The organism is Arthrobacter sp. UYCu511 (assembly GCF_040547105.1).
GTDB lineage: Bacteria > Actinomycetota > Actinomycetes > Actinomycetales > Micrococcaceae > Specibacter > Specibacter psychrochitiniphilus.
The window spans coordinates 88,423-103,699 of record NZ_JBEPPB010000012.1 but is presented as its reverse complement, the minus strand read 5'-3'; the positions used below and the strand labels follow the sequence as shown (position 1 = coordinate 103,699).

The 15,277-nt window shown below is 63.9% G+C and carries 11 protein-coding genes; 6 read left to right on the top strand and 5 right to left on the bottom strand.

Annotated elements, in window-relative coordinates:
- Positions 1-30: 30 nt before the first annotated feature.
- Complete coding sequence (locus tag ABIB48_RS15200; protein WP_354213528.1) at positions 31-1,494, bottom strand: pyridoxal phosphate-dependent decarboxylase family protein; 1,464 nt, start codon at positions 1,492-1,494, stop codon at positions 31-33.
- Entirely contained in the window at positions 1,491-2,900 is a 1,410-nt protein-coding gene (locus ABIB48_RS15195) for an MFS transporter (protein ID WP_354213527.1), read from the bottom strand. The genes ABIB48_RS15200 and ABIB48_RS15195 overlap by 4 nt, the downstream gene beginning before the upstream one ends.
- A 97-nt stretch (positions 2,901-2,997) precedes the next feature.
- Here ABIB48_RS15195 and ABIB48_RS15190 point away from each other — a divergent pair, with 97 nt between their 5' ends.
- Positions 2,998-4,953 carry a glycoside hydrolase family 3 N-terminal domain-containing protein gene (locus ABIB48_RS15190; protein ID WP_354213526.1) on the top strand — a complete coding sequence of 652 codons (1,956 nt, stop codon included), beginning with the start codon at positions 2,998-3,000 and terminating at the stop codon, positions 4,951-4,953.
- 144 nt (positions 4,954-5,097) lie between these two features.
- Here ABIB48_RS15190 and ABIB48_RS15185 read toward each other — a convergent pair whose 3' ends face one another.
- From ABIB48_RS15185 to ABIB48_RS15175, 3 genes are all read right to left on the bottom strand, one after another.
- The gene (locus ABIB48_RS15185) at positions 5,098-7,287 is read right to left on the bottom strand and encodes a S9 family peptidase (protein ID WP_354213525.1); all 2,190 of its coding nucleotides are present in this window, start codon (positions 7,285-7,287) and stop codon (positions 5,098-5,100) included.
- Positions 7,288-7,354: 67 nt separating this feature from the next.
- On the bottom strand, positions 7,355-8,188 hold the full coding sequence (locus ABIB48_RS15180) for an SDR family oxidoreductase (RefSeq protein ID WP_315914402.1): 834 nt from the start codon (positions 8,186-8,188) through the stop codon (positions 7,355-7,357).
- Positions 8,185-9,891 carry an FAD-binding oxidoreductase gene (locus tag ABIB48_RS15175; RefSeq protein ID WP_354213524.1) on the bottom strand — a complete coding sequence of 569 codons (1,707 nt, stop codon included), beginning with the start codon at positions 9,889-9,891 and terminating at the stop codon, positions 8,185-8,187. Before ABIB48_RS15175 ends, ABIB48_RS15180 begins: the two co-directional genes overlap by 4 nt.
- 17 nt (positions 9,892-9,908) lie before the next feature.
- On the opposite strand from ABIB48_RS15175, the gene ABIB48_RS15170 reads away from it, so the two are divergent.
- The 5 genes from ABIB48_RS15170 to ABIB48_RS15150 all read left to right on the top strand — a co-directional run bounded on the left by ABIB48_RS15170 (position 9,909) and on the right by ABIB48_RS15150 (position 15,190).
- Positions 9,909-10,532 (top strand): TetR/AcrR family transcriptional regulator, encoded by a 624-nt coding sequence (locus ABIB48_RS15170; RefSeq protein ID WP_110105392.1) that lies wholly within the window; start codon positions 9,909-9,911, stop codon positions 10,530-10,532.
- Positions 10,529-12,100 (top strand): glycerol-3-phosphate dehydrogenase/oxidase, encoded by a 1,572-nt coding sequence (locus ABIB48_RS15165; RefSeq protein WP_354213523.1) that lies wholly within the window; start codon positions 10,529-10,531, stop codon positions 12,098-12,100. The genes ABIB48_RS15170 and ABIB48_RS15165 overlap by 4 nt, the downstream gene beginning before the upstream one ends.
- The gene (locus ABIB48_RS15160; RefSeq protein WP_354213522.1) at positions 12,097-13,026 is read left to right on the top strand and encodes a diacylglycerol/lipid kinase family protein; all 930 of its coding nucleotides are present in this window, start codon (positions 12,097-12,099) and stop codon (positions 13,024-13,026) included. The genes ABIB48_RS15165 and ABIB48_RS15160 overlap by 4 nt, the downstream gene beginning before the upstream one ends.
- Positions 13,027-13,166: 140 nt before the next feature.
- Positions 13,167-14,393, top strand: a complete 1,227-nt coding sequence (locus ABIB48_RS15155) for a thiolase family protein (protein ID WP_354213521.1) — start codon at positions 13,167-13,169, stop codon at positions 14,391-14,393.
- Positions 14,393-15,190, top strand: a complete 798-nt coding sequence (locus ABIB48_RS15150; protein ID WP_354213520.1) for an enoyl-CoA hydratase/isomerase family protein — start codon at positions 14,393-14,395, stop codon at positions 15,188-15,190. The genes ABIB48_RS15155 and ABIB48_RS15150 overlap by 1 nt, the downstream gene beginning before the upstream one ends.
- Positions 15,191-15,277: the final 87 nt, after the last annotated feature.

The window sequence follows — 15,277 nt, the reverse complement described above, 5'->3', positions numbered from 1 at the left end:
AAGGACCAAACGGGCGGCAGGGCCTGTTGCTTAGGGTTCCAGAAGCTCGGCCAGCAGTTCGGTGAGGAGCCATTCCGTGACGCCACTGGGCAAGGCTTCCACCAGTGCCAGCACCGGGGCCATGGCGCTTGGTAGCCCGCCACCGTTCAGCCCCATGGCCCCCAGGATTTGGCGGGCAGTGGCGGAATTCCGGGGGAGCTGCGCCGCGCCCGCCAACAGTGCAGCCATGGGTCCATCCGCCGGGCCCAGCACCTGATGTGGATCGATTCCGGGCACCCCCCGAACATCGGCACCGGCTTGGATCATGGCCTGTTGAAGCTCCGGTAGGCGGGACTCCGTGACGGGCGTGATGGTCAGGTGCGTTGTCCTGGGCAGAACCGAGCCATCGCTTTGGATGAAAGCTGGTTGTAACTGGGCTGTGAACCCGTAACTTTTTAGCCGGTCCGCCCAATGGTGCGGATCGATCCGCCCTGCTTCCGGAACACCCTCATCAACAGCCACGGCAAAGAGCGGGCCGGTAGGGTTTCCCGCCACCGCCAACCCCTCAATGCCCGCCACCGTTTCCAGCAGTGCCCCCGTGGAGCGGTGGCAGGACGTAGCCAACTCCGCAAAGCCGGCGGTGCCCAAGAACTTGATAATTGCCCAGGCGGCGGCCAGCGGCGCAGCGGACTTTGATCCGAGCAGGGTGGGGTTCACTACGGGGTAGCCGGGCCAGGATGTGCTCGCAAAGTACTGGGCCCGCTGCCGGTCCCGGCCGCGTGTCAGCAGCACAGAGGCGCCCTTGGGGGCGTAACCGTACTTGTGCAGATCCGCGGAAATGCTCGTGACGCCGGGAACGGCCAAATCCCAGGCGGGAAGATCCGGCCAGAACGGCAGCACCAACCCGCCAATGCAGGCATCAACATGAAGGTCTATACCCTTGGCCTGCGCGGCTGCAGCGATCTCAGTGACCGGGTCTAGTATGGCGTGCGGATAGGAGGGGGCTGAGATGACAACCAGGGCCACACCAGGAACCATGGCAGTGATCATAGCGGTGGCATCGGCTCTGCCGTCTGGGCCGACAGGGACCAACTCAAGGGTCAGCCCAAAGTAGTGTGCGGCCTTGTGGAAGGCGGCATGCACTGACGCCGGGGCCAACAGCCGCGGGGCTCCTTGCCCGCGAAAGTTCTCCCGCGCCGTTTTGACCGCCAGCATGCAACTTTCCGTCCCGCCGCTGGTCACGGTGCCAACAACGTCCTCATCACCGCCCAACAACTCGCGCGTGAAGGCGATGACGTCGCGCTCCATGGCGGCCACCGAGGTGAACGTGGTGGGGTCCAGACCGTTGAGTGGCTGAACGGCGAGCATGGCTGCCGCCGCAAGATCGTCGAGGGCCGCCAGCCCTGAATCGTACACATAGGAGAGGACCTTACCGCCGTGAGTGGGGGCGTCGGCGGCCCGCAGGGTGGCCAGCTCATGGAGGATTTCTTCAGCGGTGGCTGCGAACTGGATCATGAGGTTCCTTCCCTACGGGGTGTTGTTGAGATGTTCTGGCCTGCATCAATGTCCTGCTGACGCAGTGGGTAGCGGCGGAATACCAACAAGCTGGCAACAACTAACAGCGCCGGGACCAGACTAAAGCTGAGGATGATGCCGTTGGTTGCGGCGGGGCTCTGGGCCGCTGTTTCACCGGCTACAGATTGAACATAGCCACTGGCAGCAAGCACCGCCGTCAGAACGGTGGCCCCCAAGGCCATGCCTGTGGTTTCTCCTGCAGTCCAGACACCACCGAAGATCCCTGCCGAGCCCTCCCCATGTTTTTGCCCATCATGGGAGATGACATCGGGGAGCATTGACATGGGCAGGGACTGCATTCCCGCGTAACCGGCACCAGCTAGGGCTACGGGCAGATAGATCCACTCGCCGGGCGCCGCCAGTAAACCCACCATTGCCAGCGCGGCCAGGCCAAACATGATGCTGGCGTAGTTAAAGGACCGTTCTTTTCCTATCCGGCCCGCAAGCAGACGCCAGAGTGGGGCGAAGAGTAGAGCCGGGCCAATCAGGGCGATGAACAGGATTGTCACTGCCGACTCGTTCTTCAGCACCCACGTGGCCACATATTGGGCACCGGCCAGCATGCTGCCAGTGGCCAACCCTTGCAGCGCAAAGCAGAAGAGGAGGGAGCGGAAAGCCGGGCTGCGTTTGAGAGCTGCGAAGCCATCCCTGTAGTTGCTGGCAATGCTGCCAGATTGGCTAGATGCGCCCAACTGGCCATATTTGCCACGACGCTGGATTCCCTGTGGGGCCACTCGTGAGGAGAGCAGCATGAAAAATCCAATGAGCACGCCAGCAACCGCCGCCATGAGCAGATAGCCCACGGGCTCATTGTCTCCTCCCAGAGAACGCAACGCCGGCCCGCCCGCTCCGAACAACAAAATGGCGAGCGATAAGACCACCACGCGGACAGTAAGTAGCCGGGTCCGCTGATCGTAACTGGAAGTTAGCTCAGCTGGCAGAGCAATGTAGGGGACCTGGAACAGGCTAAATGCAGTTGCCGTCGCCATGAAGGCAAGCAGCACCCACACACCGGCCAGCCCGGGGCCCATCCCGGCTGGGACAGCGAAGGTCAAGAAAAAGAAGAGTGGCAGTAGCAGCCCGCCTAGGACCATGAGGCGGCGCCTTGAACCGGTGACGGCAAGGGAATAATCAGACTTGGCGCCAATGATGGGATCGATGATGACATCCCACACCTTGGCCGCTGTCACAAGGAGTCCAGCCGCAATGGCAGCAATGCCCAAGGTGTCCGTCATGTAGTAAATCAACACCAGGCCCGGAAGGGTGGAGAATCCTCCTGTACCGAGGGAGCCGATCGCGTATCCGGCTACGGTTCTACGCGTCAGCGGCTGTTCCACCATGGTCATGGTGTGAAGTGTACGCACATAGTGACCATGGTGGAATTGCGGCCAAGGCCGTAAGGTTAAACGCAACCCAGTATTGCCACCCTAAGCCGCGTGAACCATGCGAATCATTGTCAGCAGACTGGCCCGCTGTGCAACTGCCGCAGCCCTCGTCGCTTCCTTCGGTGCCGGCCCCGCCCCGGGAGAAGCCACCGTTGCCGTGTCCTTGCCAAGCACGACGGCTGCGCTCACCACAACAGTGTCGCCGTCGGTGCAACTAGCCCACCTGACGATGCAACAGCGCATCGGCCAAATCTTCATGGTCTCCGCCAGTGCCACGGGAGCTTCCGCAGCTACCCCTTCAGAGATTTCCGCCAACCATGTGGGAAATGTGTACCTCTCCGGCCGCAGTGCTACGGGAACTACAACAACGGCAGGCGTGGTCAGGGCCATGACCAGTAAGGTTTCCCCTAGCTCCACGGGCAGCGTCAAATTGCTCGTGGGCACCGACCAGGAGGGTGGCTATGTCCAGGTCCTGAGCGGGCCGGGGTTCTCAACAATCCCCACAGCACTGTCCCAAGGAACCCAGGCGCCGGCCACCCTACAGGCCAATTCCCTGGCGTGGGGCCGGCAATTGGCGGCGGCCGGGCTGAACCTGAACCTGGCGCCCGTGCTTGACACTGTGCCGAGCGCCGCGTTTGCCCCCTCCAACGCCCCCATCGGTTACTACGAACGTGAATACGGATATGCGCCACAAACAGTTTCCAGCCACGGGCTAGCCTTCAACAACGGCATGGCACAGGCCGGTCTCGTCACTGCGGCAAAGCACTTCCCTGGGCTCGGTCGAGTCACGGCCAACACCGATGTGACGGGCAATGTCCATGACATGCTCACCACCATCAACGATGCTTATCTGCAGCCGTTCCAGGCGGCCGTCAACGCCGGTATTGGCATGGTCATGATTTCCAGTGCCTACTACGACAAGATCGACCCCAACCATATCGGCCCGTTTTCGGCGACCATCATGGAGACCATGTTGCGCCGAAACATCGGCTTCAACGGCGTGATCATCTCCGATGACCTTTGCAACGCGGTACAGCTGGCACCGTGGTCGCTCGCCACCCGGGCAACCAGCTTCTTCAACGCAGGCGGCACCATGCTCCTGTGTGCCAACCCTGCCAGCATCCCCGCCATGTACGGCGCCGTGTTCAACCTGGCGAAGGCCAGTCCGTCCTTTGCCGCAGTGATCAACGCGGCAGCCTTGAAGGTGCTCCAACTCAAGGCCGCCACAATTCCCAGTGCGTTTGGCAATGGGGCAACGAACTACCTGACCGACTTCAATGGCGACGGGTTGGGAGATGTGCTGGCCCGGGATGCTGCGGGGATTTTGTGGTTGTATCCGGGCAATGGTGCTGGTGGTTGGCTGCCCAAGGTGCGTGTTGGTGGGGGCTGGAACATTTACAACGCGATGTTCACTCCCGGTGACTTCAACGGCAACGGCACCTCGGACATCCTGGCCCGCGACGCCGCCGGGAAGCTGTGGTTCTATGACGGCAACGGGCGTGGCGGCTTCGCAACCAGGGTGCAAGTGGGGAATGGGTGGGGCGTGTTTACGGCGTTGTTGAGTCCGGGGGATTTCAATGGTGATGGCCGTGCGGATGTGTTGGCGCGGGATGCTGCGGGGATTTTGTGGTTGTATCCGGGCAATGGTGCTGGTGGTTGGCTGCCCAAGGTGCGTGTTGGTGGGGGCTGGAACATTTACAACGCGATGTTCACTCCCGGTGACTTCAACGGCAACGGTACATCAGACATCCTGGCCCGTGACACAGCCGGGAAGCTGTGGTTCTATGACGGAGACGGGCGCGGTGGCTTCGCAACCAGGGTGCAAGTGGGGAACGGGTGGGGTGTGTTTACGGCGTTGTTGAGTCCGGGGGATTTCAATGGTGATGGCCGTGCGGATGTGTTGGCGCGGGATGCTGTGGGTGGTTTGTGGTTGTATCCGGGAAATGGTGCTGGTGGCTGGCTGCCCAAGGCTCAAGTGGGAAACGGGTGGAACCCGCTCACCGCAGTCTTCTAACCAAGGCCGATTCGGTGCCGCCGGTTCGGGCGGCGTTAACGGATAAGGACGGTGTTCGCGGGTAAAGACGGTGGTAGGCCGCCGTCTTTACCCGCGAACACCGTCCTTTGTGTGCCCGGCCCGGTTTAGCGTAAGTTCCCCGGTTTAGCGCAGTTCCGTGGCGCCGATCGCGCTGGCCAGGAACGCGTAGTCCCACGCCCGGGTCTTCCAGCCCTCGTAGCGGCCCGATGCCCCGCCGTGGCCGCCATCCATCTCAATCTTCATGACAATCGGCGCCGAGCCGGTGGAAACGGCACGCAGTTCCTGCACCCACTTGGCTGGTTCCACGTACAGCACACGGGTGTCATTGAAGCTGGTGACGGCCGCGATCTTGGGGTAAGCCACGGGGCGCACGTTCTCGTACGGCGTGTAGTCCTTCATGTACTTGTACACGTTGGGGTCCGTGATGGGGTTGCCCCATTCCTCCCACTCCAGTGCTGACAGGGGCAGTTCCGGATCCAAAATAGTGGTCAAGGCATCCACAAAAGGCACCTGCGCCACAATGGCCGCATACTTTTCCGGGGCCAAGTTCGCCACGGCGCCCATGAGCAGCCCGCCGGCCGAGCCGCCCATGGCGCCAATCCGCGCCGGATCTACCCAGCCGGACGCTGCCAGCCAATCGGTCGCTGCCACAAAGTCACTGAAGGTGTTCTTCTTGTTTAGCTTCTTGCCGTCCTCGTACCAGTGCCGGCCCATCTCGCCGCCGCCGCGCACGTGCGCAATGACAAACACCACGCCGCGGTCCAACAGCGACAGCCGCGGCACACCGAAGCCGGGATCCATGCTGACCTCATACGAACCGTAGCCGTACACCACTCCGGCGGCTGAACCGTCCCGGGGCAGGTCCGCGCGGCGCAGCACGGACAGCGGAACCAGTGTGCCGTCGCTGGCAGTGGCCCATTCACGCGTGGCGAGGTAATCCTCGGATCGGTAGCCGCCCAGCACCGGGGTTTCCTTGCGCAGCAGCAGCTCACCCTCGGCACCCGCGGCGGGCAGCACGTAGTCGTAGACGCGCGGCGGGGTGAAATCGGAAGTGTAGACCAGCCGGATGACGGGGGATTCATACTCGCTCCCACCCATGCCCGCGGTGTACAGCTCCTCGTCAAAGACAGGTTCGACGGCGGCACTCTGGCCGGGCGTTCCCAACCCTTCCAGCGCGGTCACCTGAATACGCTCAATGGTGTCCTTGCGCAGTGAGAGCACCATATGGGTGGCGGTGACTGTGGCCCCGTTGATGCGAACGGCGTCATCGTGGGCAATCACCGTGGCCCACGTTTGTGCCTCCACAGGCTTACTGAACTCCGCGGCGTCAACCAGGGAAATCATGGAGTTCACGGCGTCACGGTCATGGGTGAGCAGGACCTTTTCGGTGCCGTCTAAAAGGAAAGGTTCGGCGTCGTACAGGATCTCGGCACTGCGGGGGATAAGCACCTGCAGGCCCTTTTCCGGGGCGGCGAAGTCCAGCAGGCGGGTCTCGCTGAATTCGGAGCAGCCGATGCTGATCATGAGGTGGCGGCGGTCAGCGGAGAGGCCAAACCCGGTCCACATGGCCACATCGTCCTCCTGGTAGAGGATCTGATCGCTCTCTACCGGTGTGTCCAGGACGTGGGTTTTGATCTGGTGCGGACGCCATGAATCATCGGCAAGTACGTAAAAGAGGGTGCGCCCATCGGGGGAGAAGGCCAATCCGTAGAAGGCGTTCTCAATGGTTTCGCTCAACAGTTCCCCGGTGCGCAGATCCTTGATGCGAATGGTGAACAGCTCGTCTCCTGCATTGTCCACAGCGTAGGCGTACAGGTTCCCGTCGCGGGTCACGGCGGCGCCGCCAAGAGAGAAGAAGGGCTGGCCCTCCGCTTCTGCGTTGCCGTCCAGCAAGATTTCCTCGCCATCCACCGGAACGCCCGGCTCCACCAGCGGCGGGGTCCAATCCTCAAGAGTGCCGTTACTTTCGGCCTTCACCCGGCACTGGATGCCATAGGACTGACCCTCAACCATGCGCGAGTAGTACCACCAGCCGTCCTTGCGGCTGGGCACCGACAGGTCGGTTTCCTGGGTACGGTTCTTGATCTCGTTGAAGATGTCCGTGCGCAGCTGCTCCTGACCGGCCGTGACGGCGTCCGTGTACGCCTGCTCGGCGTTCAAGTGCGCCACCACATCCGGGTTTTCCTTCTCCCGCAGCCATTCGTAGTTATCCACAAAAGTATCGCCGTGGTGGGTGCGCTCCACGGGAACCTTCTTGGCAACCGGGGGTGTGGGAGACGAATCGGGCGCAGTATTCACATCAGCAAGAGTCATGGAATCCACTCTATAGAGGGAGGCATGAAATGCGGCGGGGTGTCAGCCAACAGCAGAGCGCCGGGAGTTATTTGCGGCCAGTGAAATGCTCCATTGACTTGTAGACGCCAAAAACGCGTCCGGCCACCACGTCCCATGCCGCGATCGGCAGCACTCCACGCAGGGCCGTGCTCAACTTCACGGTCCAAGGCATCATGAGCATGGGCGTGCCTTCCTTCATGGCCCGCCACACGCGCTCCGTGACAGCTGCCGGTTCCATGAGAGGGGTGAACAGTGGCCCGCGGGCACCTTCGAACATGCCTGTTTTGATGTAGGAGGGGCAGAATGTGGTGACCTTGATCTGGTTGTGGCCGGCCTGCTTCAGCTCCAGCCGCAGGGAATCGCTCCAGCCAATCACGGCCCACTTGGAGGAGGAATAGACACTCATCCGGGGATTGGCCAGCAGCCCCGCGGCTGAGGCGACGTTGACAATCCGCGACTCCCTGCCTCCGGCAATCATCTCCGGCAGGAATTCTCGGGTGATGTGCATCAGGGCCAGGGTGTTGATGGACATGGTGGCGACAATGTCTGCGCGCTGGTCGTGCTCCCAAAAGTACTTGCCACGCACAATGCCGGCATTGTTGATCAGGACGTCCGGGGTGCCCACCTCATCCCGCACCTTCTGTGCGGCCGCCTCAATGTCTTCGAGCTTGCTGACATCCACCGCGTAGGCGTGAATTTCAGCCCCGCGCCCGCGCATTTCCGCTGCGGCCTGCTCCAGCATCTGAGCATTGATGTCCCACAACACAACATGCGCGGCGTGGTCCGCCACGGCCAGGTGGGCGTACATTTTGCCCATTCCCATGGCGGCGCCAGTGATCAGGATGGTCTGCCCGGAAAGGTTTTCGAGGGTGTTGCTCATGGGGTTTCCTTTGTGGTGGGGGAGGTGGTGACGGGAGGTGCGGTGGTACGGGGAATCAGTTTGCCGGGGTTCATGATGCCTTCGGGATCCAGGGTGTTCTTGATGCCAGCCAGCACCTTGATGCCCAACTCCCCGATCTCGGCACCCATGTACGGTGCGTGGTCTATTCCGACGGCGTGGTGGTGGGTGATGGTGGCGCCGGCGGCAACAATGGCTCCCGACGCCGCCGCCTTCACCCGCGCGTTCTGGGCCAGGCCATCCGCTTCCAGACCGGACAGGAATGTGAAGTACAGGGATGCGCCGTCGGAATAGACGTGCGAAATGTGGGTCTGCACGTACGCTGCGGCGCCGTTTATCTGCAGGGAATCGAGGATGGCCGCCCTGACACTGGCGTACGTTCCCGCTAGCAGTCCCCACGTGGCCGCCGTCTCCAGCGTCTCCACATACACGCCGCGCGTGAGCAGCTCATCGCGCAGATACGGGCCGCTGAACCGCCCGTGCTCCCACGACTTTCCAGGCAACGGGCCCATGGAAATGCCGCCAGCGGCCCGCATGATCTTGGCGCTGCGCCGCTTGCCTGCCCTGTTTTCCCGCGCGTCACCTTCCCACACGAACAGCGCCATGGCCGGTGTCTTCTGCCCGCGAATGCCCAGATAACGTGCCAGTGCCCCGGTTTTCCAACCGCCCAGCTTAAAGGTCGACGCCGTTTCGTCCGTATCGCTCAACCGGCACACATGCGGCATGTCACCTCGTGCGCCGTCGTGCTTGAGCCTGCGCAGGGCCTCAGCACCTGCCTCAAAAGAGGGAAAGGCCCATGATCCGTACACCTTCTGCGCCGGCACGGGCACCACCTTGACCGTGGCACTCGTGATGACGCCCAAGGTCCCTTCACTGCCAACCACCACATCCAGCAACTTGGGGCCGGCGGCCGTTCCGGGGGCCGGGGAGCCGACGTCGAACGCACCGGCAGGTGTTTCAAGATGCGCGGACTTGACCAGATCATTGGAGCGGCCGTAACCGGTTGAGGCCTGGCCTGCGGAGCGGGTGGCCACGTATCCGCCCAGCGTCGCCTCCTGATGACTCTGCGGAAAATGGCCCAGCGTCATGCCATATGGGGCAAGCGCAGCCTCAATGGCCGGACCGCGGATGCCGGCCTCAAACGTTGCCGTCCGGGCCAACGAATCCACATGAAGCAGCTTGTCCATGCGCGCCATGTCTACGGTGATGACGCCGGCAAAACGTCCCCGCAGCGGTTCCACGCCGCCCACCACGGACGTGCCGCCACCAAAGGTGACAACAGCCAGTTTTCGCTGCACACAGAGGGCCAGGACTGCGCGGACTTCTTCGGCGGTGCCGGGAAAGACGACGGCGTCGGGAGCGTCCAGCGCGTCGCCGCTGCGGCGCCGGATCAGGTCTGGTGTGCTCTTTCCGCCAGCGTGCAGGATGCGGGTGGTGGCGTCGGTGGCAACGTGGTCTGCTCCCGTGATGGCCCGCAATTGCGTCACTACGTCATCGGCCAAGGTGACAGGTCCAACACGCACATCGGACAGCTCCACCGGTGGGTGATTCTGGGCGACGCTGCCCAATTTGAGTGTGCGACGCAGGAATTCCAAGGCGTGCGACCCCAGTGGTTTCCCCCGGGAGGGGTCACCCCAGCCATACCAAACAGAGCGGGGAACTTCATCTGTAACGTGGGTCACCATGGGATACAGTGTGACACATGGCATCACAACGTACCATCTTGCCGGTAGATGAAAAGATGCCGGATGAAAAGCTGATCGCCGCGATCAGGGAGTCAGTGGTGCTGCACGGGGTGCGGCGCACCACGGCCAACGACATTGCCGAGCGCGCAGGCATCTCCCGCATGACGTTTTACCGCCGCATGGGATCCGTGGAGAACGCAGTGCTCGCGGCCCTGACGCAGGAGTTTCGGGCCTACACCTCAACAGTGCAGACCGGAACCCCGGCTGGTACCGGCCGCCAACAGCTGGTCCACTTCGCCGTGGAAAGTGTGCGGGTCTTCGCCACCTCCGACCTGCTGGGTTCCATAGCCGAACGTGACCCGGAATTTCTGATCCCCTACGTCACCGACAGGCTTGGGGCCAGCCAGCAGCTCATCCTTGACCAACTGCATGAGCTGCTGGATTCCGGTGTCCGGGACGGCAGCATTGAATCCGCAGAAGGCACGGCCACAATGCTTCTGCTCGCCGTCCAGGGACTCGCACTGTCCTGCCGGGTCCTGTTCCGGATGGGCGCCTTCGAGGAATCCCTCACAGAGCTGACGAAAATGCTGGAACGCTACCTCACGCCCTCGAACGTCACAGGCGAAGGCAGCCAATCATGACGCCGAACTCCAGCTGGATCAACGAGACCACCAGGCAGAGCTCGCTTGCGTACGTGGCCGAAAACATGGTGGATGTGGCGGTGGTGGGCGGCGGCATCACGGGGGCGGGCGTGGCACTGGATGCCGTGAGTCGGGGCCTGAGCGTGGCGCTGATTGAGAGCGGCGACCTCGCATCTGGGACCAGCGGCTACAGCTCCAAACTGGTCCATGGCGGACTGCGGTACCTGGCAAAAATGGAGTTCCCCGTGGCTTGGGAGTCGGCAAGGGAGCGGCGCTGGCTCATGGCCACCATTGCCCCGCACCTGATTCGGCCACTGGGCTTTGTCATCCCGGATGCCCGCAGCGCACCGGTCTGGGAGGGGCTCGTGGCCGGTTTTGGGACAGTTATTTATGACGCCCTGCGGCGCCTTTCCGGATTGGGCAGCAAGGTTCTGCCACGCCCGCAGCTGCTTTCCAGCCAGGCTGTTGCCGCGCTGGCTCCCGGCCTCGATGTCGCCAAACTGCGGCGCGGCTACCTGTACTGGGACGGCCAAGTAGTGGATGATGCCCGGCTGGTTTTGGGTGTTGCACGCACTGCGGCCGGGCTTGGCGCGCACATCCTGCGCGACGTCCGGGCAACCGCCATGACGGCGGAAACCGTCGACGCCGTCGATGTGCGCAACGGTGCGCCCCTGCGCATCCGGGCCCGTTCCGTGGTGAACGCGACGGGTGTGTGGGCTGCCGACTTTGACCCCGGCCTGACCGTCACGCCCAGCCGCGGCACCCACTTGGTGGTCCGGGCGGAGCGGCTCGGCCAGCCTCACGCCGCGCACACTGTGGCCGTGCCGGGGCACTTTGGCCGCTACGTCTTTGTGCTCCCGGAACCCGGCGGCCGGGTCTACATTGGGCTCACCGATGAGGAAGACCACAGCGCGGACGGACACCATCCGCTGGTGCCGCCGCACGACGTCGACTTCCTCCTGGACGTTGTCAATGCCACCCTGGCGGTGCCCCTGACGCACGACGACGTTGTGGGAACCTTCGCCGGGTTGCGGCCCCTGGCCGAGGCTGCTCATGGTGACGGGTTTGACGGCACCTCCGACATCTCCCGACGCCACCTGGTCCGCAACGAGCCGGGCATGCCCATCACCATTGTGGGCGGAAAAATGACCACGTACCGGCGCATGGCCCAAGACGCGGTGGATGCAGTTGTGGGACGGCTCGGCTCCAGCGCGCAGTGCCGCACCAAAACCCTGCCGCTGGTAGGGGCGGCGCCGGCCACAGTGCTGCGGAACCTCCCTGTGCCAGCCCGGCTGGTGGCGAAATATGGCACCGAAGCTGTTGAGGTCCACGGGCTTGCGCTGCTGGAGACCATCCTTGCCGAGCCCCTGTTTGAAGGGACCGACATTACCGGTGCGGAAATCCTGTTCGCAGTGCTCGCCGAGGGCGCCGCCACCGTAGAAGACCTACTTGAGCGGCGCACCCGGCTGGCTTTTGTGCCCGCTGACGCAGACAAGGCGCGGGAGCGTGTGGCGCAGATCCTTGCCCTGGCAGCCTCCGGGGCCTTCGGTAGGGGAGGCGCGCAATGAGTGCCCCACGTGGCAGGCCGGGGAGTCCTGATATAAGTGGCGGGCCCATCCTACTTCTGGTCAATCCGACGTCGGGTCACGGCCGCAGCATGAAGCTGCTGCCACGCACGGTTGCAGCCTTGGAAGGCGCAGGATTCACGCCCACCGTCCACATCACGGAGAACCTGGCCGATGCCACCGAACACGCCGGCGCCGCAGCAGCAGGCAGCATCGTCGCGGTGCTGGGTGGCGACGGCTTTCTGGGTGCCAGTGCCGCAGGTGCCAAGGAGTCGGGGGCCGTGTTGCTGCCGTTGGCAGGTGGCCGCGGCAATGACACCGTGCGCCGTCTTGGGCTGGCCTTGGACCCGGTAAAAGCCATTGGCAGCCTCGGCCGGCTGGTCACCCGGGACCTGGACATGGGAACCGTGAACGGGCGGCCGTATCTTGGTGTGGCGAATGTTGGCTTTGACGGCCTGGCCAACGAATATGGCAACTCGGCGCGTCTGAACCTGGGCCCGTTCGTCTACCTCTATGGCGGACTCAAGGCGTTCCTGGACTGGAAAAACGTGACGTTCACGCTGTCCGTGGACGGGCGCCAGGCGGTGTTTCCCGGCTGGTTCGTAGCTGTGGGTAATGTGGGCCAGTACGGCGGCGGGTTGCGGATTTGTCCGCAGGCCAAGGTGGACGATGGCCAGCTGGATGTGGTGTCCCTGGGCCGGGCGGGAATTTTGGGCGTGGCAGCCACCTTCCTGCGCTCCTACCGCGGCGCGCATCTGGGCCAGCGCAACATCACGTTCAGTCGGGGCGCCGCCGTGACCATCAAGGCCAGCAAGCCCCTCAACGTCTACGCCGACGGCGAGCTGGTTGCACCCCTGCCCGCGGAGATCGGGGTACTGCCGCAAGCCGTCAAGGTCCTGGTCCCAGCCAACTCCCCGGCCTTGCGCTAGATCCTTCAGGCCGGGATGGTTGACCGCCTGCCCGGCGCATGGAATATTTATAGAACGAACGGTCGGTAATGATGCTGGCCGTGCCGTGCGGAAGGCCCCCGCCGTTCCGCACACCCACGTGATCCGTGAAGGGTGTGGCCATGTCACAAAAGGTGCCGCAGGCGTTCCTGGTGGATGGCGTGCGCACGCCCGTGGGCCGTTATGGGGGAGCGCTATCCAGCGTTCGCCCCGACGATCTCGCCGCTCTCGTGGTCGGGGAACTCGTCGCCCGCACCGGGATCGACCCGGCCGCCGTGGACGAGGTGATCCTCGGCAACGCCAACGGGGCAGGGGAGGAAAACCGCAACGTGGCCCGCATGGCATGGTTGCTGGCAGGCTTCCCGGACACCGTCCCCGGCATTACAGTCAACCGGCTGTGCGCCTCCGGCATGAGTGCCATTACCTTGGCCGGAAACATGGTCAGCGCCGGCGATGCGGACTTAGTTGTGGCAGGCGGCGTGGAATCCATGTCCCGCGCGCCCTGGGTCATGGCGAAACCGGAGAAGGCTTTCGCCAAGCCCGGCGCCAGCTTCGACACCTCCATAGGTTGGCGCTTCACCAACCCGCGCTTCCTCTCCGGCGAGCTGTCCCGCGACGGCAAAATGACGTTCTCCATGACCGAAACCGCCGAGGAGGTCGCCCGCCGGTTCAACACCAGCCGCGAGGACTGCGACGCCTTCGCGTTCCGTTCCCACGAACGCGCCCTGGCAGCCATTGCCGCCGGCCACTTCACGGCCGAAATCGTGCCCGTCACAGTCCCCGGCCGCAACGGCAACACCATGGTCATTGACGACGAAGGCCCGCGCCCCGACACCACCGCCAGCGTCCTGGCCGGACTCCGGCCGGTGGTACGCGGCGGCACTGTGGTCACGGCCGGCAACTCCTCCACCCTGAACGATGGCGCCTCCGCCATCCTCGTCGCCTCCGAAGCCGCCCTAAAACGGTACGGGCTGATCCCGCGCGCCCGCATCGTCGGCGGCGCCACGGCCGGACTCGCCCCGGAAATCATGGGCATGGGCCCCGTCGCAGCCACCCGCAAGCTCCTCGAACGGCAAGGGATCGGCGTTGGGCAGCTTGCCGCCGTCGAACTCAACGAAGCGTTCGCCTCACAGTCCCTGGCCTGCATCCGCGAGCTCGGACTGGACCCCGGCACCGTCAACCTTGACGGCGGCGCCATCGCCCTGGGACACCCGCTGGGCTCCTCCGGCTCACGCATTGTCATCACGCTGTTGGGGCGGCTGGAACGCGAAGCCCGTGGCGGGCTGGGCCTGGCCACCATGTGCGTCGGCGTGGGCCAAGGCGCCGCACTGCTCGTAGAGGGACTCTGATGGAGCGCGCCGAGCACCACCTCCCACCCAAAACTTTCGCCACGCTGCTGGTCACCGAGGCGGCGGACCGTGTTGCCGTCCGGCTGAACCGGCCGCAGGTGCGCAACGCGATTGATGCGGCCATGGTGGCGGAGCTGAACACCGTCGCCGGGATGCTGGAAGCGGAACCCAAAGTGCTCATCCTCTCTGGCACCCCGGCGGATGAAGCCGCTGGCACGAAGGGCGTTTTTGCCTCCGGCGCGGACATTGCCGAGCTGAAGGAGCGGTGCCGGGAGGATGCCTTGGCCGGCATCAATTCCGGGCTGTTTGAGCGGATTGCCCGCCTGCCCCTGCCCGTCATCGCGGCCCTAGATGGGTACGCATTGGGTGGCGGGGCCGAGCTGGCTTACGCGGCCGACTTCCGCATTGGCACCCGAGCCCTGCGCATGGGCCAACCCGAGGCGGGTTTAGGCATCATGGCCGCTGCGGGTGCCACTTGGCGGCTGAAAGAGCTCGTGGGGGAGCCCGTCGCGAAGGAAATGCTGTTGGCCGGACGCATCCTCACTGGCAAGGGCTGTCTGCGTGCCGGACTCATCACCGAACTCGTGGAATCAGCCGGACTCATGGCTGCGGCCCACGCCCTCGCGGACCGGATCTGCGTTCAGGACCCGTTGGCGCTGCAGGCCACCAAACGCGTGTTCCACCTGCCCCGCGACGCGCACCCGGAGGCGGACAACAAGGAGCAGGCGGAGCTATTTGAGTCTCCGGCGAAGTTTGAGCGCATGCAGGCCTTCCTAGACCGAAGGAAAGCGAAATGACCCCGCCCCAATCAGACGCTATCCCACCTTTTGGGCCATTTTCGCCAACGCTATCGCACTCCCCAGTCCTTCCACAGCTTATGGGAG

What these genes read in the sequence shown, in the direction of transcription:
- ABIB48_RS15200 (WP_354213528.1), bottom strand. Translation starts at nt 1,494, where the DNA reads ATGATCCAGTTCGCAGCCACCGCTGAAGAAATCCTCCATGAGCTGGCC.
- ABIB48_RS15195 (WP_354213527.1), bottom strand. Translation starts at nt 2,900, where the DNA reads ATGACCATGGTGGAACAGCCGCTGACGCGTAGAACCGTAGCCGGATAC.
- ABIB48_RS15190 (WP_354213526.1), top strand. Translation starts at nt 2,998, where the DNA reads ATGCGAATCATTGTCAGCAGACTGGCCCGCTGTGCAACTGCCGCAGCC.
- ABIB48_RS15185 (WP_354213525.1), bottom strand. Translation starts at nt 7,287, where the DNA reads ATGACTCTTGCTGATGTGAATACTGCGCCCGATTCGTCTCCCACACCC.
- ABIB48_RS15180 (WP_315914402.1), bottom strand. Translation starts at nt 8,188, where the DNA reads ATGAGCAACACCCTCGAAAACCTTTCCGGGCAGACCATCCTGATCACT.
- ABIB48_RS15175 (WP_354213524.1), bottom strand. Translation starts at nt 9,891, where the DNA reads ATGGTGACCCACGTTACAGATGAAGTTCCCCGCTCTGTTTGGTATGGC.
- ABIB48_RS15170 (WP_110105392.1), top strand. Translation starts at nt 9,909, where the DNA reads ATGGCATCACAACGTACCATCTTGCCGGTAGATGAAAAGATGCCGGAT.
- ABIB48_RS15165 (WP_354213523.1), top strand. Translation starts at nt 10,529, where the DNA reads ATGACGCCGAACTCCAGCTGGATCAACGAGACCACCAGGCAGAGCTCG.
- ABIB48_RS15160 (WP_354213522.1), top strand. Translation starts at nt 12,097, where the DNA reads ATGAGTGCCCCACGTGGCAGGCCGGGGAGTCCTGATATAAGTGGCGGG.
- ABIB48_RS15155 (WP_354213521.1), top strand. Translation starts at nt 13,167, where the DNA reads ATGTCACAAAAGGTGCCGCAGGCGTTCCTGGTGGATGGCGTGCGCACG.
- ABIB48_RS15150 (WP_354213520.1), top strand. Translation starts at nt 14,393, where the DNA reads ATGGAGCGCGCCGAGCACCACCTCCCACCCAAAACTTTCGCCACGCTG.